The following is a 20,795-nucleotide window of genomic DNA, read 5'->3' as shown; positions in this document are numbered from 1 at the left end:
CCCGCCGCCATGAACGCCCCTGTTGTGACCCGTTTCGCCCCGTCTCCCACCGGGTTCCTGCATATCGGCGGGGCGCGGACCGCCCTGTTCAACTGGCTCTATGCCCGCGGCCGGGGGGGTAAATTCCTGCTGCGCATCGAAGACACCGACCGCGCCCGTTCCACCCCCGAAGCGACCGCGGCGATTCTGCAGGGCATGTCGTGGCTCGGTCTTGACCACGATGGCGAAATCGTCAGCCAGTTCGAGACTGCATCGCGCCACGCCGAAGTCGCGCAGGAACTGCTGGCCTCAGGAAAAGCCTATAAGTGCTTTGCCAGCCAAGAAGAAATCACCGCCTTCCGGGAGGCCGCCAAGGCCGAAGGGCGCAGCACGCTCTACCGCTCCCCGTGGCGCGACGCCGATCCGGCAAGCCATCCGGACGCGCCTTACGTCATCCGCATCAAGGCCCCGCTGGAAGGCACCACCGTGATCCGCGATCAGGTGCAAGGCGATGTCACCATCCGCAACGACCAGCTCGACGATATGATCCTGCTGCGCTCGGACGGCACGCCGGTCTATATGCTGGCCGTGGTGGTGGACGATCACGATATGGGCGTGACCCATGTGGTGCGCGGCGACGATCACCTCAACAACGCCGCCCGCCAGATGATGATCTATGAGGCGATGGGCTGGGACGTGCCGGTCTGGGCGCATATCCCGCTGATTCACGGCGCGGATGGCAAGAAGCTGTCGAAACGCCACGGCGCCTTGGGCGCACAGGAATATCAGGTGATGGGCTATCCCGCAGCGGGCATGCGCAACTACCTCGCCCGCCTTGGCTGGAGCCATGGGGATGACGAATTCTTCACCGATGCACAGGCGCAGGAATGGTTCGATCTGGACGGCATCCGTAAAAGCCCCGCGCAGTTTGACCTTAAAAAGCTGGAAAACCTCTGCGGTCAGCATATCGCGCAGGCCGATGATGCCGCGCTGCGGCGCGAGATCGAAGCCTATATTGAAGCGGCAGGCGAGCCCGCGCTGACCGAAGGTCAGGCCGAGGGTTTGGAACGGGCCATGTACTGCCTGAAAGATCGCGCGAAGAAATTCCCTGAACTGCTTGAAAAAGCGGCCTTTGTCTTGGCCGAGCGCCCGATCACCCCGGATGAGAAAGCGGCAAAGAATCTCGATTCGGTATCCCGTGGCATATTGTCGGAATTGACGCCGCAATTGCAAAATGCTAGCTGGGACAAAGAAACGCTGGAGGAGGTACTGAACGGCTTTGCTGCCGCGCATGACACCAAATTTGGCAAGCTGGCGGGGCCGCTTCGGGCGGCCTTGGCTGGCAGGGCAGTCACCCCATCGGTTTTTGACATGATGTTGGTGCTGGGGCGCGATGAGACCCTTGCCCGACTGACGGACGCCGCGGCCTAAGTTTTGGTTCACCACTTCTTTGGGCGACAGGTATAACTGAACGGGACAGCCCCATTTGGGGCTAGGCCCAGACGGCGGGGGCATCTCCGCAGCCTACATTCGGGAAGGGATTTCATGACCAATAACAATAAAACCGCAACGCTGACGATCGACGATCGGAGCTTCGATCTGCCGATTCACAGCCCCACCGACGGGCCCGATGTCGTCGATATCCGCAAGCTCTATGCGCAGGCAGGTGTCTTTACCTACGACCCGGGCTTCACCTCGACCGCGGCTTGCGACAGCACGATCACTTTCATCGACGGCGACAAGGGCGTGCTGCTGCACCGCGGCTACCCGATCGAGCAACTGGCCTCGAAGTCGCATTACCTCGAAGTCTGCTACCTGCTGCTTTACGGTGAGCTGCCCTCCCCCAAGGCGCTGGAAGATTTCGAGTGTCTGGTGACCAACCACACCATGCTGCACGAGCAGATGATGAACTTCTTCCGCGGCTTCCGCCGTGATGCGCATCCGATGGCCATCATGGTGGGCGTGGTTGGCGCAATGTCGGCCTTCTATCACGACAGCACCGACATCAACGACGAGCACCAGCGTGAGGTCGCCACGATCCGCCTGATCGCCAAGATGCCGACGATCGCGGCGATGGCCTATAAATACACCATTGGCCAGCCTTTCATCTATCCGCGCAACGACCTTGACTATGCGTCGAACTTCCTGCGCATGTGTTTTGCCGTTCCCGCCGAAGAGCATGAGGTCAACCCGATCCTCAGCCGCGCGATGGACCGGATCTTTACCCTACACGCCGACCACGAGCAGAACGCCTCGACCTCGACCGTGCGTTTGGCATCGTCTTCCGGTGCGAACCCCTTCGCCTGTATCGCCGCTGGCATCGCCTGCCTCTGGGGCCCGGCGCATGGTGGCGCGAACCAAGCCTGCCTTGAGATGCTCAAGGAAATCGGCACGCCCGATCGCATCCCAGAGTTCATCGCCCGCGCCAAGGACAAGAACGACCCCTTCCGTCTCATGGGCTTTGGCCACCGCGTCTACAAGAACCACGACCCCCGCGCGACCGTGATGAAGGAAAGCGCCGACGAGGTTCTCGAACTGCTCGGCGTGGAAAACAACCCGATCCTGCAGGTTGCCAAGGAATTGGAGAAAGCCGCGCTCGAAGATCCGTATTTCGCGGAGAAGAAGCTTTTCCCGAACGTGGATTTCTATTCCGGCATCATCCTCGAAGCGATGGGCTTTCCCACGTCGATGTTCACCCCGATCTTCGCACTGGCGCGAACCGTGGGCTGGATCTCACAATGGAAAGAGCAGATCAGCGATCCGCAGCTCAAAATCGGCCGTCCGCGTCAGCTCTACCTCGGCGAAGACAAGCGCGATTACGTCGATATCGAAAACCGCTGAACCGGCTTTCGGTGACTTTGCAAACGCCCCGGATTTCCGGGGCGTTTCGCGTTTCTCCCGCCGTTCCCGACAATACCTATGATTGAACTCGTTGACCCTAGGGCAACAATGGCGCCGCCGGTGGAGGGACTGAGTCCGCCCGCGCGAATCGCGAAACTTGCTCCCCTGTCTTGCGCTGTGAGCAATGCCCCGGAAATTCCATTAATGTTTCCAAGCGTTTTGCCGGACGCGAAACACCGAGGCGGAAATTACGGCCAAATTACGGCACTGTTTCGGGCTGCGTGACAATCTGCCCGACCCGCTTGACGGGTTTCCCCCCGCGGCGGTAGCTTCTTTTCAAGATGTCCTTTCGGGGTGGGACGGGCATCATTGCGGCACTGCCGAAGGGGTTCGCTCTTTCGCGGTGCGGTTGGCGTCCACCCCATTGCAGACGCCCAGCAGTGCAGTCGGGCCGCGACGAGGGAAAGCAGGATGACCGCAACGAACCGCACCAAAGGGCTTCGCTGGGACTGTGCCACCGGCTTGACGCCCGCAAAGACCGAGAACATCCCCGGCCCGCAGGGCGCGCTTGTCCCCGATACGTTGCATGATTGCGATCAGATCGCCGTGGTCTATGACAAGGGCCAGACCCCGCCGCGCATCACCATCGCGCAGGTCTCGAACTCGGTTCATACGGTTCTGGCGGATGGGGTCGCCGTGGCGGTGGTGGCGCGGGCCAATGGCCCGGCGCCTTCGGCGAGTGACGTGCTGCTGGTCGAGCGGAGCTGCTAGCGCTCAGCGCCCCTGAAACTTGGGGCTGCGTTTTTGGGTAAAGGCGGTCACCCCCTCGGCAAAGTCCTGCGACTTGCCGCAGCGGCCCTGCGCTTCAGCCTCAAGCGAGAGTTGATCTTCCAACCCATTGTCCCAAGAGGCGCGGATCGCCTTTTTCGCCTCGGCATAGGCCGCCGTCGGGCCAGCCGCCAGTTGCGCGGCCTTGGCGCGCCAATGGGCATCGAATTCCGCATCGGGCACCGCCTGCCAGATCATGCCCCAATCATCGGCCTGCCGCGCGGTGATCTTATCGGCAAAGAGGGCCGCCCCCATCGCCTTGGCCATGCCCATCTGCCGCGGCAGCGCATAGGTGCCGCCCGCGTCGGGGATCAGGCCAATGCGGGTGAAGGCCTGCATGAAATAGGCGCTCTCGCTGGCAAAGACGACATCGGCGGCCAGCGCGATATTCGCCCCTGCCCCCGCCGCCGGGCCGTTCACGGCGGCGATGGTCGGCACCGGGCAGTTGATGATGGCGCGCAGCAGCGGCGCGTATTCTTCGCGCAGGGTTTTCTCCAGATCGGCCACGCCGCCCGCCCGGTCGGCCAAGTCTTGGCCCGAGCAAAAGGCACGCCCCGCTCCCGTCAGAACCACGACCCGCGCCGCGCGCCCGCCTTCGGTCACCGCATGGGTCAGCTCCGCCCGCATTTGTGTGGTGAGCGCGTTCATCTTATCGGCGCGGTTCAGCGTGATCAGCGCGACACCGTCGGTCAGCGCATAGGTGATCGTTTCATAGTCCATCTTGCTATCCTCGATTGCTTGGCCGCAGCATATCAAAGCAATGTGCAGCTGCCAGTGCAACGGGGCGTCAGCGGTCGAGAATATCGCGCAGGCGGGCTTCTTCCTCTGCCGAGAGGGGCGCCTCGCTTGGGGTTTTGCTGCGGGCGCGACCACGCAGATAGATCACGCCCAGCCCCCCGGCCAGCAAGAGCATCAACGGCCCCGCCCCCCAAAGCAGCCAATTGGCCCCGGTCGCCTGCGGGTTCAGCAGCACATATTCACCGTATCGGTCGACGATGAAATCCACCGCCTCTGCGTCGCTGTCGCCCGCCACCAGCCGCTCGCGCAGCAAGATGCGCAGATCGCGCGCGAGGCTCGCGTTGCTCTCGTCAATGCTCTCGTTCCGGCAAACAAGGCAGCGCAGACCCTGGCTCAACTCCCGCGCGCGGGCTTCCAACGCGGGATCGTCGAGCATTTCGTCAGGCTGCACTGCCCAGAGGGGGCTGGCGAGCAGCGTAAGGATCAGCAGCAGCCGTTTCATTCCGCAGGCACCCCCGCCGGCTGCTTGCGCGCACCCGCCGCGACCCGGAAGCGCCGGTCGCTGAGGCTCAGCACCCCGCCAAGCGCCATGAGCGCGCAGCCGATCCAAATCCAATTGGTCATCGGCTTGATATAGGTCCGCACGGCCCAACCGCCGCCGTCCTGCGCATCGCCGATCACCACATAGACATCGCGCGCGAGGTTATAGTCGATCGCCGCCTCGGTCGTGGGCATCTGCGCCACGGGGTAGAACCGCTTTTCAGGTCGCAGGGTCGAGATCAGCTTGCCGTCCTGCGCCAACGTAATCTCAGCCATGGTGCTGAGGTAGTTCGGCCCCCGAACCTCGCTTACGTCCCGCAGGGTCAGCGTGTAGCTGCCCACGTCAAAAGGCGCGTCGATCCGGGCCACGCGGATGTCATCCACGGCCCAGGCCATCAGCCCCGCGATCCCGGCCATGGTGACGCCCAGCCCGCCATGCGCGGTGGCCTTGCCCCAATCCGCACGCGGCAGGCGGCGCAGACGGCGCAGCTTGCCCGGACCGCGCCCAAGGCGCTGCATCACATCGACCACCGTGCCCATCACCAGCCACGCCCCGAGGAACAGGCCCACAGGCCCCAGCAGGCCGCGCCCGGTCTGCACGGCAAAGGCCAGCCCCCCAAGCGCCAGCGCCAGCAGGAAGGCATAGCGCAGCGGGTAGAGCGCGCGCATGATCTTGGCGCGTTTCCATGGCATCGCGCTGCCAATCGGCAGGATCAGGCCGAGCGCTACCATGAAAGGGGTAAACGCGGCGTTAAAGAACGGCGGGCCGACGCTGAGTTTCCGGTCGAGGAACATCTCGGCCACCAGCGGCCACATGGTGCCAACGAAAACCACGAAACAAGCCACTGCGAGGAGCAGGTTGTTCACCACAAGGGCGGTCTCGCGGCTCAGCAGGCCAAAGACGCCTTTCGCCTCCAGCGCCGAGGCGCGCAGCGAATAGAGCACCAGCGCCCCGCCGGTAAAGATCCCCAGAATGGCCAGAATAAAGACCCCGCGCTCGGGGTCATTGGCAAAGGCATGGACGGAGGTCAGCAGGCCAGAGCGCACGATAAAAGTGCCGATCAGCGAAAAGCCGAAAGCGAGAATGGCGAGTAGAATGGTCCAGCTTTTGAGGCTCTCGCGCTTCTCGACCACAATGGCGGAATGCAACAGCGCCGCCGCCAAGAGCCAAGGCATGAAGGAGGCGTTCTCCACCGGATCCCAGAACCAGAAACCGCCCCAGCCAAGCTCATAATAGGCCCACCAAGACCCAAGCGCGATGCCGATGGTCAGAAACACCCAAGCCGCCAGCGTCCAGGGCCGCACCCACCGGCCCCAAGCCGCATCCACGCGCCCCTCGATGAGGGCCGCCACGGCGAAGCTGAAAGCCATGCTAAGGCCGACATAGCCGAGATAGAGAAACGGCGGGTGAAAGGCCAAACCGGGGTCTTGCAAGAGCGGGTTCAGGTCTTGGCCGTCGAAGGGCGGCGTGCCCATGCGCAGAAAGGGGTTCGAGGTGAAAAGGATGAACGCCAGAAAGGCCACTCCGATCGCCGCCTGTACCGAGAGCACCCGCGCGCGCAGCCGCGGCGGCAGGTTGCCGCCGAACCACGCGGCCATCGCCCCGAAGAGCGCCACAATCAGCACCCACAGCAGCATCGACCCTTCGTGATTGCCCCATGTACCGCTGATTTTATAAAGCATCGGCTTGGCGGAATGGCTGTTGGCCACCACCAATTGCAGGCTGAAGTCCGAGGTGACAAAGGCCCACATCAGCGCGCCAAAGGACAGGGCGATCAAGATAAATTGCGCCGCCGCCGCCGGTTCGGCCACAGCCATCCAGCCCGCGCGGCCCCGCCAAGCACCCCACATCGGCACCACCATCTGTACAAGCGCCACGCCAAAGGCGAGCACCAGCGCGAAATGTCCAAGCTCTGTAATCATGGGCCGGACTATAGGGGGCCGACGCCCCCTAAGCCATGGCAAATCAAACGTGAAAAACGGTCAATCGGTCGCAGTCAGCCTCGGCTGCGTCGCCAGGCTTCAAGGGCCGCATTCTCCGACGGTGCAACCGCGGCGAGGGCCAGACGGCTGTCGGCACCTGTGTCGGCCACCCGAGGGCTATCGGCGCGCATCTCGCGCAAGGCTTCGATATTTTCGACCACCTGCGGCACCCGCGTGATGGTGCCAACGATGGCACGCTGAAACTCCTGCGATTTCACCTGCTGCCGCGCCCCAAAATAGAAGGAGACGATCACCCCCAACAACCACCAAAGCGGCTCGGGCACCAAGGCGATCCCCTGCATCCGTTCGGCGAACCACAGCGGATTGACCATGGCGGTGACGAACAGGCCGAGCGTGCCGAGCGCCAGCATCGGGCGCGGCAGCCGGTTGACCCCATCCATGAAGCGGTCAAAGCCACCTTGCCGCGCTTGGGCAAACTCGGCCCCATATTGCGCCATGGCTTGGCCCTGCACCACATGGGCGCGCTGCGCCCCGGCCTCGGCATTCTCGCGGAACACTTCGACCGTGTCGCGGATGACGTTCCGCTCACCGCCGAAGATCGTCGTGAAGATACGTTCGATCAGCCCCATTGTGCCACCCTCCGTGCGAAATCGGCGTCGCTCATGTGATACTGCGGTGCGATGAACTCCTCTGCGCGCCGGATCCAGCCGCCCTTGCCCCCCGCCCGGCTGCGGGCGTATTTGCGGCTGGCGGGGCGGCGGTCGGCAAGGCGAAAGTAATAGTTGCGCCGCGCGATGCCGTAGGCGTCGACCAGATGATCGGGGGCGACCTGCCAGGCGGCATGAGCGGCGCGGATTGTCTGTGGGCCGATCGCCCCGTCGGCACTGATGTCCTGCCCCATCTCGCGCAGCAGGTTTTGCAGGATTTTCACCGCATTGCTGCCAGCGTTGACATACATGTCGAAAACGCTCGGCTGCAAAGGCGCGGGCAGTTCGGCGATACGCGGCGCGTTGAAGTAATGCCGGACAAAGATATCGACCGCCTGCGCGCGGCTGAGGCGCCACACATCCGCCACGTTGACCGACCCATCGCCGGTCAGGTCGAGCCCCAAACGGCGCATGGTATGGATCGTCACCCCGTATTTCGTCGCCCCGCCGGGATCATCGGGATCATTCACAAAGCCGCCCTCGCGGGCGACGATGGCGCTGGCGATCTCACGCACGGACTGCATCGCGGCTCTCCTGTTTTGCATGCAAACAGGCTCCGCCGGATTGGTTAACCGATGCTCACGCCCCCGCGCGTTGCGCGCAACGGTCAGCCCTCGGGTTCGCGATAAACGCCCTGCTCTTTCAGCGCGTCCGTCACTTCCTTGGGCATGTAGGTCTCATCATGTTTTGCAAGGATTTCAGTGGCTTTGAACACGCCGCCGACATAGCTGCCGGTGCCGACCATGCCTTGGTTCTCTTCAAAGAGATCGGGCAAGACGCCCGTGAAAACCACCGGAACAGAAGCCCCGCCATCGGTCACGGCAAAGCTGATCTGCTCGCCCTGCCCGCGTTTTAGCGACCCCTCTTCGACCAGCCCGCCGATGCGGAACACCTCTGATGGGCCCGGCGGTTCGGCGATGACTTGGCTCGGAGCGCGGAAATAGTTGATCCCGTCGCGCAGCGCATAGCCGATCAAGGCGGTCGACAGGACCAAGGCCACCGCCGCCACGGCGATGATCTGGATCCGGCGCTGTTTCTTGAGGCTCTTCATGGGAAGAGCGGGGCCATCATCAGCCCGTCGGTTTCTGGCAGACCCAGCATCAGGTTCGCGTTCTGCAAGGCTTGTCCGCTAGAGCCCTTGGTCAGATTATCCAGCGCCGCGACCACCGTTGCCCGCCCAGTTTGACGGTCGGCCACCACGCCGATATGACAGAAGTTCGAGCCACGCACATGCCGCGTGCTGGGCGCTTCGCCAAAGGGCAACACCTCGATAAAGGGTTCATCGGCATAGGCTTTTTGCAACGTCTCATAGATCGACTGCGCATCACCTTTGACATAGCAGGTCGCCAGAATGCCGCGGTTCGCAGGCACCAGATGCGGGGTGAACTGCACCTGCACAGGCCGCCCGGCAAGGGCCGAAAATTCCTGATCGAACTCCCCCAGATGCCGGTGTGTGCTGCCAAGCGCATAGCCGTGATAGCCCTCACTCAACTCCGCATGCAGCAGGTTTTCCTTTAGCGACCGCCCCGCACCGGAAACGGCGCATTTCAGGTCCAAAATGATATCATCCAGATCAATCACCCCCGCCGCGATCAACGGGCGCAGGGCAAACTGCCCCGTGGCCGCATTGCAGCCCGTCCCCGCCACCAGCCGCGCGGCGGCAATCTCTTCGCGGTAGAATTCGGTGAGGCCGTAGACCGCCTCTTTCTGCTGCTCAAGGGCGGCATGTTCATTGCCATACCACTTGGCATAATCCTCAGGATCGCGCAGGCGGAAGTCGGCGGAAAGATCGACGATCTTCAGGTCTTTGGGTAGCGCCGCGATCACCTCTTGGCTGGTCTTATGGGGCAATGCGCAAAAGCACAGGTCGATCTGCGAAAAGTCAATCTCTTCGATCGTGACCAATGTGGGAAGATCGAGGTGACGCAGATGGGGAAAGACCTCGGCCATGGACTGGCCCGCTTTAGAATTTGCGCCCAAAGCCTTGATCTGCATAGAGGAATGGCCAGCGATCAGCCGGATGAGTTCTGCCCCGGTATAGCCGGAGGCGCCAAGAATGGCGATGTTCTGGGTCATGGTCTGTCCCCTTGTTCGGAACGAAATGTAATCGGAGTTCAGGCGGCGGTGAATGTGATCTGTCGTCGCAGGAACTGCGTCGCGCGGTCGCTCACCCGGGCGGGATCACCGGTGGTGAGAAAGGCCGCCTCACCCTTGCCTGTCATATCGGGGTGCCGCTCGAGGTAATCGGCCAAGGACTCCGCCACCAATTCGGCCTGACTGAAGACCCTGACCTGCCCGCCCAAGGCCGCCTGAAAGGCTTCCTGCATCAGCGGATAGTGGGTGCAGCCCAAGATCGCCGCATCGGGGTTGGGCATCTTGCGCTTCAGCGCGTCGACATGACTGCGCACCAGTGCTTCGGCAAGGATCATGTCACCCTCTTCGATGGCATCGACCACCCCGCCGCAGGCCTGCGCCTCGACATCCACACCGATGGCGCGGAAGGACAGTTCACGCTGAAAGGCGCGGCTTGCCACCGTGGCGGGCGTGGCGAAGAGCGCCACATGGTTGACCGCCACCTCGCGCGGCGGGGAATTGTCGCCCCACTGCCGCTCCGTCATCGCCTCAATCAGCGGCACAAAGACGCCCAGCACCCGCTTGTCGCGCGGGATCCACCCCTCTTGCATCCGGCGCAGCGCGGCGGCTGAGGCGGTGTTGCAGGCGAGGATCACCAGATCGCAGCCCGCATCGAAGAGCCGCTGCACGGCGGCGCAGGTCAGCTCATAGATGTCATCCGCGTCGCGCACGCCGTAGGGCGCGTGAGCGCTGTCGGCGAGGTAGACGAAATCCACCTCCGGCAGCCGTTCTTGCACCTTGTTCCAGACGGTCAGCCCGCCCAGCCCCGAATCGAAAATACCAACTGCCATGGTCTGTCGTCACCTGTCGGCTCTATGCCGTTCCTCAAACTCATAGCCGAGACCCAGATACTGGCCCGGCCTTGGTGACAACTCATAGGTGGCTTTGCGCAGGAAATCCATCATCGCTTTTGCGTCCCCCGCCAGAGGGTCGAGCGTGGCGCGCGGGATCGGCGCGCCGATGGCCACGCGCACGGGGCTATCGACACGCGCGCGGAATTCTTTGATCAACAGCCCCATGCGCAGGTTGGCGTGCAGGTGGCTGGCGATCTGGAACAAGCGGCTCGTGTGACCGTCGAAATAGATCGGCACCACCGCGGCGTCAGACTTCGCGATCATCCGCGCGGTGAAGCTGCGCCAGCCGGGGTCCATTGGCTGCGAAAAGGGCCGCGCGGCGGTGCTGACCGTGCCCCCGGGAAAGATGCCAATCGCCCCGCCCTGCGCCAGATAGTTCAACGCGGTCCGGCGGGTGGCGAGGTTCAGCGCCAGTGCCGCGCGGTCTTCGGCAAAGCTGATGGGCAGCAGATGATGCGCCAGATCGGGCGCTTGGCTGAAAACCGCATTGGCCATGATCCGAAAATCGCCGCGCGTCTGGCTCAGGATATGGCCGAGCATCAGCCCGTCCAGAATGCCGTAGGGATGATTGGCGATCAGAATGACCGGCCCCCGCGTCGGGATATCCGCCAAAGTGCCGCGCATCACCTCCAGCGTCAGACCACAGCGCTGCACCATCGCATCGAAAAACCCCAGCCCCGCGGCCAGATCGTCTTCGTAGCCTTCGGCCCGTTTTAGCAAGGAAACGCGGCCCGTAGTGTTTTCCATCAATCGAATGAGCGCCCTTCCGCCCCGGGTTCGGGCGGAATGGGCATAGCTTATGTCACGGGCGTAGGTCACATCTCGGCCTCAGGAACGTCTTGGAGCACACCCTAAGGCAGAGATGTAACAGCGGTATTACTCCGCCGCCTTGGCCGTGGCGGTGCCACCGGCGCGGATCACCGCCAGCAGTTCCTCGCGCCGTTTCGCGGCCCTAGCCTCATTGGCTTGCTTCACCGGCCCGAAGCCGCGGATTTGCAGCGGCAGCTCAGCCAGCGCCACCACCGCGTCGCGGGTCTGATCGGTCAACTTGGGCAGCACCTCGGCCATATCGGCCTCATATTGCTTGATCAGCGCACGCTCCATCTTGCGCTCGGCGGTATAGCCGAAAGGATCGAGCGGCGTGCCGCGCAGCCCTTTGAACTTCGCCATGACCCGCAGCGGCCCTTCGAGCCACTGACCGAACTCACGCTTCTGCGGGCGGCCATTCGGCCCCATCTTCGAGATCAGCGGCGGCGCCATGTGGAAGGTCATGTTGAAGTCGCCCTCGAACTCCGCCCGCGCCTTGTCTCGGCTGGTGATCAGCAGGCGGGCGACCTCGTATTCGTCCTTGTAGCTCAGAAGCTTGTGGTAACCCAAAGCCGTCGCCGCCTTGACGTCGCGGTCCTCGATCCCGTCGAGCATCTTCGTGTAGCGCTTGGCCAGTTTCTTGCCCTGATAGTCGGTCAGGTGGTTCTCGCGGAAGGCGATCTTCTCCCCCAGCGACTTGGGCAGTTCCACGACGTTATCGGGCAGGCTCACCGCTTTCGCATCCTCGGGGTAGAGCACCGCCCAACGGCCGATCTCAAAGGCGCGCTTGTTGCGCTCCACCGCCGCCCCGTTCATCTCGATCGCCTGCATCAGGCTTTCGAGTGTGAGCGGCAGCAGACCGCGCTGCCACGCGGCACCGAAGATCATCATGTTGGAGAAGATCGAATCGCCCAAAGTCGCCTTGGCAAGATCCGAGGCGTCGAACATCGCCACATCATCTTTCAGACGCGCCTCAAGCGCGAGGCTCAGCCGGTCGTAGGGCATCTGGAACTCGGTGTCGCGGGTGAAGTCCCCGGTGATGATCTGGTGCGAGTTCACCACCGCCCCGGTGCGCCCGGCGCGGGTCAGCCCCAGCGTCTTGTGGCCCGCAGAGACCACCAGATCACCGCCGATCAGCGCATGGGCCTCACCGGTGGCGACACGGATCGCGCTGATGTCTTCGGGCCGTTCGGCCAGACGGCAGTGGATATGCACCGCACCCCCCTTCTGGGCGAGGCCCGCCATCTCCATCATGCCCGCGCCCTTGCCGTCGAGCTGTGCGGCCTGCGCCAGCAGCGCGCCAATGGTCACGACCCCGGTGCCGCCGACGCCGGTGATGACGACGTTATGGGTGCCGTCGATCTTGGGCAGTTCGGGCATCGGCAGGTCGGGGATGGTCAGGTCGGTGGTCGGATCTTTCCGGATCTTGGCGCCTTCCAGCGTCACGAAAGAGGGGCAGAACCCGTCGAGGCAGGAGAAGTCCTTGTTGCACTGCGACTGGTCGATGGCGCGCTTGCGGCCCAGTTCGGTCTCGTTCGGGACCACGGCCACGCAGTTCGACTGCACGCCGCAATCGCCGCAGCCCTCGCAGACGTCCTCGTTGATGAAGACACGCTTGTCGGGGTCCGGGAACAGCCCGCGCTTGCGGCGGCGGCGTTTCTCGGCGGCGCAGGTCTGGATGTAGACGATGGCGCTGACGCCCTTGTGCTTGCGGTAGGCCTTTTGCACGTTCGGCATCTCGGCGCGCTCGTGGATCTCGACACCCTTGAAACGGGCAAGGTCCACATCTTCCTTCTGGTCATAGACCACGGCGATGTTCTTCACGCCCATGGCTTTCAGTTCATCGACGATGCGGTAAGCGTCGAGGTCGCCCTCGTTGTGCTGGCCGCCGGTCATGGCGACGGCATCGTTGTAGAGGATCTTATAGGTGATATTGGTGCCCGCCGCGATGGCCGCACGGATCGCCAGCACGCCGGAGTGGTTATAGGTGCCGTCGCCGAGGTTCTGGAAAACGTGCTCGGTGTTCGAGAACGGCGCCTCCCCGATCCAGTTCGCGCCCTCGCCGCCCATATGGGTAAAGCCCGTTGTCTCGCGGTCCATCCACTGCACCATGTAGTGACAGCCGATGCCCGCATAGGCGCGGGAGCCGTCCGGCACTTTGGTTGAGGAGTTATGCGGGCAACCGGCGCAGTAATACGGCAGACGGGCGGCAATATCCTCGGCATTGTCAGAACGGCGCGCCTCGTTCAGCGCCTCCAGCCCGGCGCGGATGCCATCGGTCTCGCGTCCCTCTTCCAGAAGGATGCCGCCGATCTTCTCGGCAATCAGGATCGGGTCGAGCGCGCCGCGCGTCGGGAACAGTTCCTCGCCGTGCTCCATCCCCGCACCGCCCTTGTGCCAGCCATAGACCCGGCGGTGGGTGTCGTTGAACAGCGCTTCCTTGATCTGCACTTCGATCAGCTTGCGCTTTTCCTCGACCACGACCACCAGATCGAGCCCATCGGCCCAGTCGTGGAAGCCCTGCATGTCGAGCGGGAAGGTCTGGCCGATCTTGTAGGTGGTGATGCCGAGCCGCTCGGCCTCGTTCGCGTCGATGTTCAGCAGGCTCATCGCATGCACGAGGTCGAGCCAGTTCTTGCCCGCCGCGGCAAAGCCAATCTTGGCGCCGCGCTTGCCCCAGACACGTTTGTCCATCTTGTTGGCGTGGGAAAACGCCTCAGCCGCGAAGCGCTTGTAGTCGATCATCCGCGCCTCTTGCAGGTGCGGCGTGTCGTTCAGGCGGATGCTAAGGCCGCCGTCGGGCATGTCGAACTCAGGGATCACCAGCTTCATCCGGTTCGGATCGCCGTCAACCACGCTGGTGGCCTCCACGGTGTCCTTCATGGTCTTGAGACCGACCCAGAGGCCCGAGAACCGGCTCAGCGCCCAGCCGTAGATGCCGTAATCTAGGATTTCCTGCACACCGGCGGGGGAGACTACGGGCATGTAGGCATCGACCATGGCCCATTCGGATTGGTGCAGCGCGGTGGAGGATTCGCCGGTGTGGTCATCGCCCATGGCCATCAGCACGCCGCCGTGGGGCGAGGTGCCCGCCATATTGGCGTGGCGCATCACGTCGCCGGTGCGGTCCACGCCCGGCCCCTTGCCGTACCACAGGCCGAAGACGCCGTCGTATTTCCCCTCCCCGCGCAGTTCCGCCTGCTGGCTGCCCCAAAGCATGGTCGCGGCGAGGTCTTCGTTCAGCCCCGGCTCGAAGCGCACGTTGTAGTCGGTCAGGAATTTCTGCGCGCGCTGCATCTGCAGGTCTACGCCGCCCAGCGGGCTGCCCCGGTAGCCGGTCACATAACCCGCGGTATTGAGCCCCGCGGCACGGTCCCGCGCCGATTGCATCATCATCAGGCGCACCAGCGCCTGCGTGCCGTTCAGCAGCACCGGGCTTTTGTCGAGGTCGAAACGGTCGTTCAGTGAAATCTTTTGCGTCGTCATGGCGGGCCCTCCCTAGCACGTCAGTCTTGCATGATTGCCCGGATTATAGGTCACAGTTGCTGACCTGTATAGCAGTTATTCCGCAACGACAGTCTCGCAGGCGACGGTTTGTGCTGTTTTCTCCCGTCTATTAAGGTAGGAGAAAGGCTGGGCAAGGAAAGTACGGGCCATGGATTGGGACAAACTCAGAATTTTTCACGCCGTGGCCGATGCGGGGTCACTGACCCATGCAGGCGACAAGCTGAACCTGTCGCAATCCGCCGTCAGCCGGCAGATTCGCGGGTTGGAAGAGCAGCTAAACACCAACCTCTTTCACCGCCATGCGCGCGGGCTGATCCTGACCGAACAGGGCGAGCTTTTGTTCGACGCGACTTCGGCCATGGCCAAACGCCTTGATGCCGCCGCCGCACGCATCCGCGACAGCGAAGAAGAGGTCTTTGGCGAGCTGCGTGTCACGACGACGACCGGCTTCGGCACCCTCTGGCTCGCCCCACGCCTGCCCAAACTCTACGAGCAATATCCAGACCTCAAAGTCGATCTGATGCTCGAAGAACGCGTGCTCGACCTGCCGATGCGCGAGGCCGACGTGGCGATCCGCATGAAGGAACCAAGCCAGGCCGATCTGGTCCGCAAACGGCTGATGTCCGTGCGCATGGGCCTCTACGCCAGCCCGGAGTATCTGGAAAAACACGGTACGCCTGAGCGTATGGAGGATATGACCGATCATCGGCTGATCTGCCAGAACACCGACAGCGATCAGGTCGGCGCGGGGCTGCAACTTGTCAAAGAGCTGATGATGTACGACCTGCGCTCGCTCTTGACGGTGAACAACTACTTCGGCGTGCTCCAAGGCGTGGTGCACCACCTTGGCCTCGGGGTGCTGCCGAACTACCTCATCCAAGACTTCCCGCATATCGTGCAGGTCATGCCCGATATCGAATCCGCCGAGGTGCCGGTCTACCTCGCCTATCCAGAAGAGTTGCGCCAATCCAAACGCGTCGCCGCCTTCAAGGATTTCGTTCAGGAAGAGATCATCACCTACCGCAAACAATGGCGCGAACGGGTGGAGGGCGAAGGCTGAACCGGAGCCCATGGCCAGCCATGCAATAGGCGCATATCGGCCATGATGACTTGCGATGTTAAATAGCCTTGATTTGGGCAGCCCTGCCTCCTATTTCACCATCATGAAGATTGACAGCCTGAGGGCGCGTCGCTTCATACCTCCCTGTTGGACTTGGCCGAGCTTTTAGCTCGGCCTTTTTTTTGGCCCAACGCCCTCTTTCAGCCCGCAGGCGGCCAAAGCCACTTCCCCCCCGGCATTTCCCCTTGTATGAGGGCGCAAAAGCGCCAGCCGGGGAATTTCCATGCAAGATCCAGCCATCACGCCCGACCTCATCGCCAGCCACGGGTTCACCCCCGAGGAATACGCCGAGGTCGTCAACATCCTCGGGCGCGAGCCGAACTACACCGAGATGGGCATTTTCTCGGCCATGTGGAACGAGCACTGTTCTTATAAATCCTCCAAGAAATGGCTCCGCACCCTGCCCACCGACGGCCCCCAAGTGATCTGTGGCCCGGGTGAGAACGCGGGCGTGGTCGACATCGGCGATGGCCAAGCGCTGGTCTTCAAGATGGAGAGCCACAACCACCCCTCCTACATCGAACCCTACCAAGGTGCGGCCACCGGCGTGGGCGGCATCCTGCGCGATGTCTTCACCATGGGCGCGCGCCCGATCGCGGCGATGAACGCGCTCAGCTTCGGCCGCCCCGACCACCCCAAAACACGCCAGCTGGTGCATGGCGTCGTCGAAGGTATCGGCGGCTATGGCAACTGTTTCGGCGTGCCGACCGTTGGCGGCGAAGTGCGTTTCGACAAAGCCTATGACGGCAACTGCCTTGTCAACGCCTTCGCGGCGGGCCTCGCCGATGCCGACAAGATCTTCTACTCCGCCGCCTCCGGCGTGGGCATGCCCGTGGTCTACCTCGGTGCGAAGACCGGGCGCGACGGTGTCGGCGGTGCGACCATGGCCAGCGCCGAATTCGACGACACCATCGAAGAGAAACGCCCCACCGTTCAAGTCGGCGACCCTTTCACTGAAAAGCGCCTGATGGAAGCCACGCTTGAGCTGATGGCCACCGGCGCCGTGATCTCGATCCAAGACATGGGCGCTGCGGGCCTCACCTGCTCGGCGGTGGAAATGGGCGACAAAGGCGGTCTTGGCGTGCGTCTCGACCTTGAGAAGGTTCCGACGCGCGAGCCGCATATGACCGCCTATGAGATGATGCTGAGCGAAAGCCAAGAGCGTATGCTCATGGTGCTGCGTCCCGAGCTTGAGGCCGAGGCCAAAGCCGTCTTTGACAAATGGGACCTCGATTTCGCCATCGTCGGCGAAACCCTCCCCGAAGACCGCTTCCTCATCTGTCTCGATGGTGAGGTCAAAGCCGACCTGCCGCTGTCGAAACTCGCCTCCACCGCGCCCGAATACGATCGCCCTTGGGTGGAAACGCCCGCCGCCGCCGCGCTGACCGATGCGCCCAGCATCGACCCGATCGAAGGCCTGCGCGCCCTGATCGGCTCCGTGAACCACGCCTCCAAAGACTGGGTTTACGAACAATACGACACGATGGTCATGGGCGACACGGTCCGCCTGCCCGGCCTCGGCGCGGGCATCGTGCGGGTGCATGGCACCGACAAGGCGCTGGCCTTCACCTCCGACGTGACCCCGCGCTATGTGAAAGCCAACCCCACCGAAGGCGGCAAACAGGCCGTGGCTGAAGCCTACCGCAACCTCTGCGCCGTGGGCGCCAAACCGCTGGCGACGACCGACAACCTCAACTTCGGCAACCCCGAAAAGCCCGAGATCATGGGCCAGTTCGTTGGCGCCATCAAAGGCATCGGCGAAGCCGTGGGCGCGCTCGACATGCCCATCGTCTCGGGCAACGTGTCGCTCTATAACGAAACCGACGGCAAGGGCATCCTGCCCACACCCACCATCGGCGCGGTCGGCCTGATCGACAGCCTTGATCAAGTCATCAGCAATCAGCTGCGCGGCGGCCATGTCGCCCTGCTGATCGGCGCGGCGGGCAGCCACCTCGGCCAATCCGCCCTGCTCGCCGAAGCCTTCGACCGGGCCGAGGGCGACGCCCCCCATGTCGACCTCGCCACCGAACGCCGCCACGGCGAATTCATCCGCGCCCAAGCCAGCCTAATCTCCGCCTGTACCGACCTCGGCGACGGCGGCCTCGCCCTCGCGGCCTTCGAGCTGGCCGAGACCGCAGGCATCGGCGTCGAGATCGAAAGCGATGACACCGCGACCCTCTTTGGCGAAGACCAAGCCCGCTACCTCGTGGCCTGCACCGCCGAAGCCGCGGAAACCCTGATCGCGGCGGGCAAGGAATTTGGCGTGCCGGTCACCGCCGTCGGCGCCTTTGGCGGCGACAAGATCAGCTTCGGCAACACCTCCGCCCCCCTGTCGGACCTGCGCGCGATCTACCGCACCACATTCGCCCGGACCTTCGCCTGAACCTCTGGTTTCGGAGCCGCCCTTGCTTGAGACCAAACGGTCGCGCGCAGGGCGGCGGGGCAAGCGAAATCGCCGAGGGGCCCCTTCAGGGGATACGGCTATTTCGCTTGAACCGACGACAGGCGGGTGACAGGCCGGGATCAATCAAGGGTGGGTCCGAAACCCCTCTGGTTTTGGTGAGACCCGCAGCCCTCCGCCCGCCCTTCATCGGCTAAACCTCTGCGTTCAACCCCGCCAGCATCCGCGCCTTTTCGCCCGCATCATCGGGGCGCGAGATCGCCTCGGCCAGCGCTTCCAAAGATGCAATCGAATGCCCCGCGCGAAAACTATCGACATGGGGCAGCATCGCGCGAATCCCCGCCGCCTTGGGCGCGAAACCGTCCCAGCGAAGCAGCGGGTTCAGCCAAATGACCCGCCGCGCGGTCAGGTGTAGCCGCTGCATCTGCCGCGCCAGTTCCGCCGGATCGTCCCGGTCCAGCCCGTCGGTGAATAACAAGACCACCGCGCCCTGCCCCATGACCCGCCGCGACCAGTCGCGATTGAAGGTCGCCAGCGCCGCGCCGATGCGCGTGCCGCCCTCCCAGTCCTGCGCCTGCGCCCCCGCCGCGGCAAGCGCCGCATCCACGTCGCGGGTGGCAAGATGCCGGGTGATATTGGTCAGCCGGGTGCCAAAGGTGAAACCGTGCACCTGCGCCCAACCTTTGCCCCTGCGGTTGGCCACCGCATGCAGAAAATGCAGGATCACCCGGCTGTATTGGCTCATTGAGCCGGAAATATCGCACAGTACGATGAGGTTCGGATAGCGCGCGCGGGGTGTCTTCCGATAAAGCCGGTCCATCTCTCCACCCCGCCGCAGCGCGGTTTTCATCGTGCGGGCCACATCGATCCGCCCCCGCGCCGCCGCCACATCGCGGCGGCTTGGCATCGGCGGCACCGGCAGGTCGAGCTTGGCCAACATCCGTTTCGCCTCAGCCATTTCGGCCAGGCTCATCTGTTCGAAATCCAAACTGCGCAACCGCTCCCGCGCGGACATGGTCAGGCTCGCATCCACCTCGACGAGGGTCTCCTCGGGCTGAGGCGCGTCCTCTCGCTCCGGCGCCTCGGCCCCGTCCAACAGAGCCTCCGCCGCGCGTTTCTCTGCGGGTGTGGCGGGGCGATCCTGTTGCACGCCGCGGATCGCAGGCAACATCGCGGCCATCATATGTTCCAGATAGCGCGGGTCACGCCAATAAAGCCGAAATATCTGCGCAAAGACCCGCGCCTGTTCGGGCCGGCTCACAAAACAGGCGTGCAGCGTCCAATAGAAATCGCGGCGGCTGGTGAAGCCCACGGCGGCGACGGCCTTCACCGCCTCCACCACCCGCCCCGGCCCGATTGACAGCCCCGCCCGGCGCAGGGCGCGGGCGAAATGGGTGATATTCCCCGCAAGTTTGGGGTCGTCGGGCAGGTCCAAGGGCAGGTCTTCGCCCATCGGTTCAGGCAGGCGCCAGCGATGCGCGGGCCTGATCGAGAATGCGCGCCGCCTCGGAGCCTTGCAGCTTGGCAATGTCATCTTGATACTTCAGCACGGCCCCCAGCGTATCGGCGATGACCTCGGGGCTGAGCGTCGTGACATCCAAGGCCAACAGACATTTCGCCCAGTCAATCGTCTCCGCCACGCCCGGTTTCTTGAACAGATCCTCGGTCCGCAATTGCTGGACAAAGGCCACCACCTCACGGCTCAGCGCCTCTGCCGCCTCGGGCGCGCGGGCGGCAAGGATCGCCATCTCGCGCGCCACATCCGGGTAATCGACCCAGTGGTAAAGACAGCGCCGTTTCAGCGCGTCATGCACCTCACGCGTGCGGTTCGAGGTCAGGATCACGATCGGCGGCTCGGGCGCGCGGATCGTGCCAAGCTCGGGGATGGTCACCTGAAAATCGCTCAACGCCTCCAACAAGAACGCCTCGAAAGGCGCATCGGTGCGGTCCAGCTCGTCGATCAGCAGCACCGGGGCGCCCTTCTCATCCGGGCGCAACGCCTGCAAAAGTGGGCGTTCGATCAGGTAGTCGTCACTGAACAACTCCTGCGTCAGCGCGCGCCGGTCTGCACCGCCGCCCGCCTCCGCCGTGCGGATCGCGACCATTTGCGCGGGGAAATTCCATTCGTAAACCGCGCTCGACGCATCGAGCCCCTCATAGCATTGTAACCGGATCAACCGACGCCCCAGACCGGCGGCCAGCGCCTTGGCGATCTCGGTCTTGCCGACGCCCGCCTCGCCCTCCAAAAACAAGGGCCGCCCCAGCGTGAGGCTGAGAAACACCACGACCCCAAGCGCGCGGTCGCAGACATAGCCCTCGGCGCTCAGCATCTCTTGGACCGCGTCGATCGTATCAATGTTTTTCATGGCCCCAGTGGTGCATCCCCGCCCCGCCCC

Annotated in this window: 17 protein-coding genes; 5 read left to right on the top strand and 12 right to left on the bottom strand. The window is 63.6% G+C overall.

Going from position 1 to position 20,795, the window contains the following annotated elements; all coding sequences use genetic code 11:
- Positions 1-9 precede the first annotated feature (9 nt).
- From gltX to ACGYK7_RS12665, 3 genes are all read left to right on the top strand, one after another.
- Positions 10-1,410 (top strand): glutamate--tRNA ligase, encoded by a 1,401-nt coding sequence (gene gltX, locus ACGYK7_RS12675; protein WP_394402646.1) that lies wholly within the window; start codon positions 10-12, stop codon positions 1,408-1,410.
- Between the two features lie 114 nt (positions 1,411-1,524).
- Entirely contained in the window at positions 1,525-2,820 is a 1,296-nt protein-coding gene (locus ACGYK7_RS12670) for a citrate synthase (RefSeq protein ID WP_394402644.1), read from the top strand.
- Between the two features lie 471 nt (positions 2,821-3,291).
- Positions 3,292-3,591, top strand: a complete 300-nt coding sequence (locus tag ACGYK7_RS12665; protein ID WP_394402643.1) for a hypothetical protein — start codon at positions 3,292-3,294, stop codon at positions 3,589-3,591.
- 3 nt (positions 3,592-3,594) lie between these two features.
- On the opposite strand, the gene ACGYK7_RS12660 is transcribed toward ACGYK7_RS12665, so the two are convergent.
- From ACGYK7_RS12660 to ACGYK7_RS12615, 10 genes are all read right to left on the bottom strand, one after another.
- Entirely contained in the window at positions 3,595-4,368 is a 774-nt protein-coding gene (locus ACGYK7_RS12660) for an enoyl-CoA hydratase-related protein (protein ID WP_394402641.1), read from the bottom strand.
- A 67-nt stretch (positions 4,369-4,435) separates the two neighbouring features.
- Complete coding sequence (locus ACGYK7_RS12655; RefSeq protein ID WP_394402640.1) at positions 4,436-4,888, bottom strand: cytochrome c-type biogenesis protein; 453 nt, start codon at positions 4,886-4,888, stop codon at positions 4,436-4,438.
- Positions 4,885-6,849, bottom strand: a complete 1,965-nt coding sequence (locus tag ACGYK7_RS12650; RefSeq protein WP_394402639.1) for a heme lyase CcmF/NrfE family subunit — start codon at positions 6,847-6,849, stop codon at positions 4,885-4,887. The genes ACGYK7_RS12655 and ACGYK7_RS12650 overlap by 4 nt, the downstream gene beginning before the upstream one ends.
- Before the next feature lie 74 nt (positions 6,850-6,923).
- Positions 6,924-7,499 (bottom strand): holin family protein, encoded by a 576-nt coding sequence (locus ACGYK7_RS12645; protein ID WP_394402637.1) that lies wholly within the window; start codon positions 7,497-7,499, stop codon positions 6,924-6,926.
- Positions 7,490-8,101, bottom strand: coding sequence for a holin-associated N-acetylmuramidase (locus tag ACGYK7_RS12640; protein WP_394402699.1), 612 nt, complete (start codon positions 8,099-8,101; stop codon positions 7,490-7,492). The genes ACGYK7_RS12645 and ACGYK7_RS12640 overlap by 10 nt, the downstream gene beginning before the upstream one ends.
- 83 nt (positions 8,102-8,184) lie before the next feature.
- Complete coding sequence (gene ccmE, locus ACGYK7_RS12635) at positions 8,185-8,628, bottom strand: cytochrome c maturation protein CcmE (RefSeq protein WP_394402635.1); 444 nt, start codon at positions 8,626-8,628, stop codon at positions 8,185-8,187.
- Complete coding sequence (gene argC / locus ACGYK7_RS12630) at positions 8,625-9,653, bottom strand: N-acetyl-gamma-glutamyl-phosphate reductase (protein WP_394402634.1); 1,029 nt, start codon at positions 9,651-9,653, stop codon at positions 8,625-8,627. The genes ccmE and argC overlap by 4 nt, the downstream gene beginning before the upstream one ends.
- Before the next feature lie 38 nt (positions 9,654-9,691).
- The gene (gene murI / locus ACGYK7_RS12625) at positions 9,692-10,501 is read right to left on the bottom strand and encodes a glutamate racemase (protein ID WP_394402632.1); all 810 of its coding nucleotides are present in this window, start codon (positions 10,499-10,501) and stop codon (positions 9,692-9,694) included.
- A 9-nt stretch (positions 10,502-10,510) separates the two neighbouring features.
- Positions 10,511-11,383 (bottom strand): lysophospholipid acyltransferase family protein, encoded by an 873-nt coding sequence (locus ACGYK7_RS12620; protein ID WP_394402630.1) that lies wholly within the window; start codon positions 11,381-11,383, stop codon positions 10,511-10,513.
- Between the two features lie 57 nt (positions 11,384-11,440).
- Positions 11,441-14,857 carry an indolepyruvate ferredoxin oxidoreductase family protein gene (locus tag ACGYK7_RS12615; protein WP_394402628.1) on the bottom strand — a complete coding sequence of 1,139 codons (3,417 nt, stop codon included), beginning with the start codon at positions 14,855-14,857 and terminating at the stop codon, positions 11,441-11,443.
- Between the two features lie 169 nt (positions 14,858-15,026).
- Here ACGYK7_RS12615 and ACGYK7_RS12610 point away from each other — a divergent pair, with 169 nt between their 5' ends.
- Positions 15,027-15,938 (top strand): LysR family transcriptional regulator, encoded by a 912-nt coding sequence (locus tag ACGYK7_RS12610; RefSeq protein ID WP_209217657.1) that lies wholly within the window; start codon positions 15,027-15,029, stop codon positions 15,936-15,938.
- A 283-nt stretch (positions 15,939-16,221) separates the two neighbouring features.
- A complete protein-coding gene (gene purL, locus ACGYK7_RS12605; RefSeq protein ID WP_394402626.1) occupies positions 16,222-18,381 on the top strand; it encodes a phosphoribosylformylglycinamidine synthase subunit PurL in 2,160 nt (719 codons plus the stop codon).
- A 211-nt stretch (positions 18,382-18,592) separates the two neighbouring features.
- On the opposite strand, the gene ACGYK7_RS12600 is transcribed toward purL, so the two are convergent.
- Both ACGYK7_RS12600 and ACGYK7_RS12595 read right to left on the bottom strand, forming a co-directional pair.
- Positions 18,593-19,852: a VWA domain-containing protein gene (locus ACGYK7_RS12600; RefSeq protein WP_394402624.1), complete on the bottom strand. Its 1,260-nt coding sequence runs from the start codon at positions 19,850-19,852 to the stop codon at positions 18,593-18,595.
- 4 nt (positions 19,853-19,856) lie between these two features.
- On the bottom strand, positions 19,857-20,765 hold the full coding sequence (locus tag ACGYK7_RS12595; RefSeq protein ID WP_394402622.1) for an AAA family ATPase: 909 nt from the start codon (positions 20,763-20,765) through the stop codon (positions 19,857-19,859).
- Between the last annotated feature and the right edge of the window lie 30 nt (positions 20,766-20,795).

Source organism: Sulfitobacter sp. 1A15299 (genome assembly GCF_043556915.1).
Classification (GTDB): domain Bacteria; phylum Pseudomonadota; class Alphaproteobacteria; order Rhodobacterales; family Rhodobacteraceae; genus Sulfitobacter.
The sequence above is the reverse complement of the archived record's forward strand: the minus strand, read 5'-3'. Positions and strand labels throughout refer to the sequence as shown.

Excerpts from the sequence above, each read along its gene's own strand:
- ACGYK7_RS12600 (WP_394402624.1), bottom strand. The coding sequence starts at position 19,852 with ATGGGCGAAGACCTGCCCTTGGACCTGCCCGACGACCCCAAACTTGCG.
- ACGYK7_RS12665 (WP_394402643.1), top strand. The coding sequence starts at position 3,292 with ATGACCGCAACGAACCGCACCAAAGGGCTTCGCTGGGACTGTGCCACC.
- ACGYK7_RS12640 (WP_394402699.1), bottom strand. The coding sequence starts at position 8,101 with ATGCAGTCCGTGCGTGAGATCGCCAGCGCCATCGTCGCCCGCGAGGGC.
- argC (WP_394402634.1), bottom strand. The coding sequence starts at position 9,653 with ATGACCCAGAACATCGCCATTCTTGGCGCCTCCGGCTATACCGGGGCA.
- gltX (WP_394402646.1), top strand. The coding sequence starts at position 10 with ATGAACGCCCCTGTTGTGACCCGTTTCGCCCCGTCTCCCACCGGGTTC.
- ACGYK7_RS12595 (WP_394402622.1), bottom strand. The coding sequence starts at position 20,765 with ATGAAAAACATTGATACGATCGACGCGGTCCAAGAGATGCTGAGCGCC.
- purL (WP_394402626.1), top strand. The coding sequence starts at position 16,222 with ATGCAAGATCCAGCCATCACGCCCGACCTCATCGCCAGCCACGGGTTC.
- ACGYK7_RS12615 (WP_394402628.1), bottom strand. The coding sequence starts at position 14,857 with ATGACGACGCAAAAGATTTCACTGAACGACCGTTTCGACCTCGACAAA.
- ACGYK7_RS12655 (WP_394402640.1), bottom strand. The coding sequence starts at position 4,888 with ATGAAACGGCTGCTGCTGATCCTTACGCTGCTCGCCAGCCCCCTCTGG.
- murI (WP_394402632.1), bottom strand. The coding sequence starts at position 10,501 with ATGGCAGTTGGTATTTTCGATTCGGGGCTGGGCGGGCTGACCGTCTGG.
- ACGYK7_RS12670 (WP_394402644.1), top strand. The coding sequence starts at position 1,525 with ATGACCAATAACAATAAAACCGCAACGCTGACGATCGACGATCGGAGC.
- ACGYK7_RS12645 (WP_394402637.1), bottom strand. The coding sequence starts at position 7,499 with ATGGGGCTGATCGAACGTATCTTCACGACGATCTTCGGCGGTGAGCGG.
- ccmE (WP_394402635.1), bottom strand. The coding sequence starts at position 8,628 with ATGAAGAGCCTCAAGAAACAGCGCCGGATCCAGATCATCGCCGTGGCG.
- ACGYK7_RS12660 (WP_394402641.1), bottom strand. The coding sequence starts at position 4,368 with ATGGACTATGAAACGATCACCTATGCGCTGACCGACGGTGTCGCGCTG.
- ACGYK7_RS12650 (WP_394402639.1), bottom strand. The coding sequence starts at position 6,849 with ATGATTACAGAGCTTGGACATTTCGCGCTGGTGCTCGCCTTTGGCGTG.
- ACGYK7_RS12610 (WP_209217657.1), top strand. The coding sequence starts at position 15,027 with ATGGATTGGGACAAACTCAGAATTTTTCACGCCGTGGCCGATGCGGGG.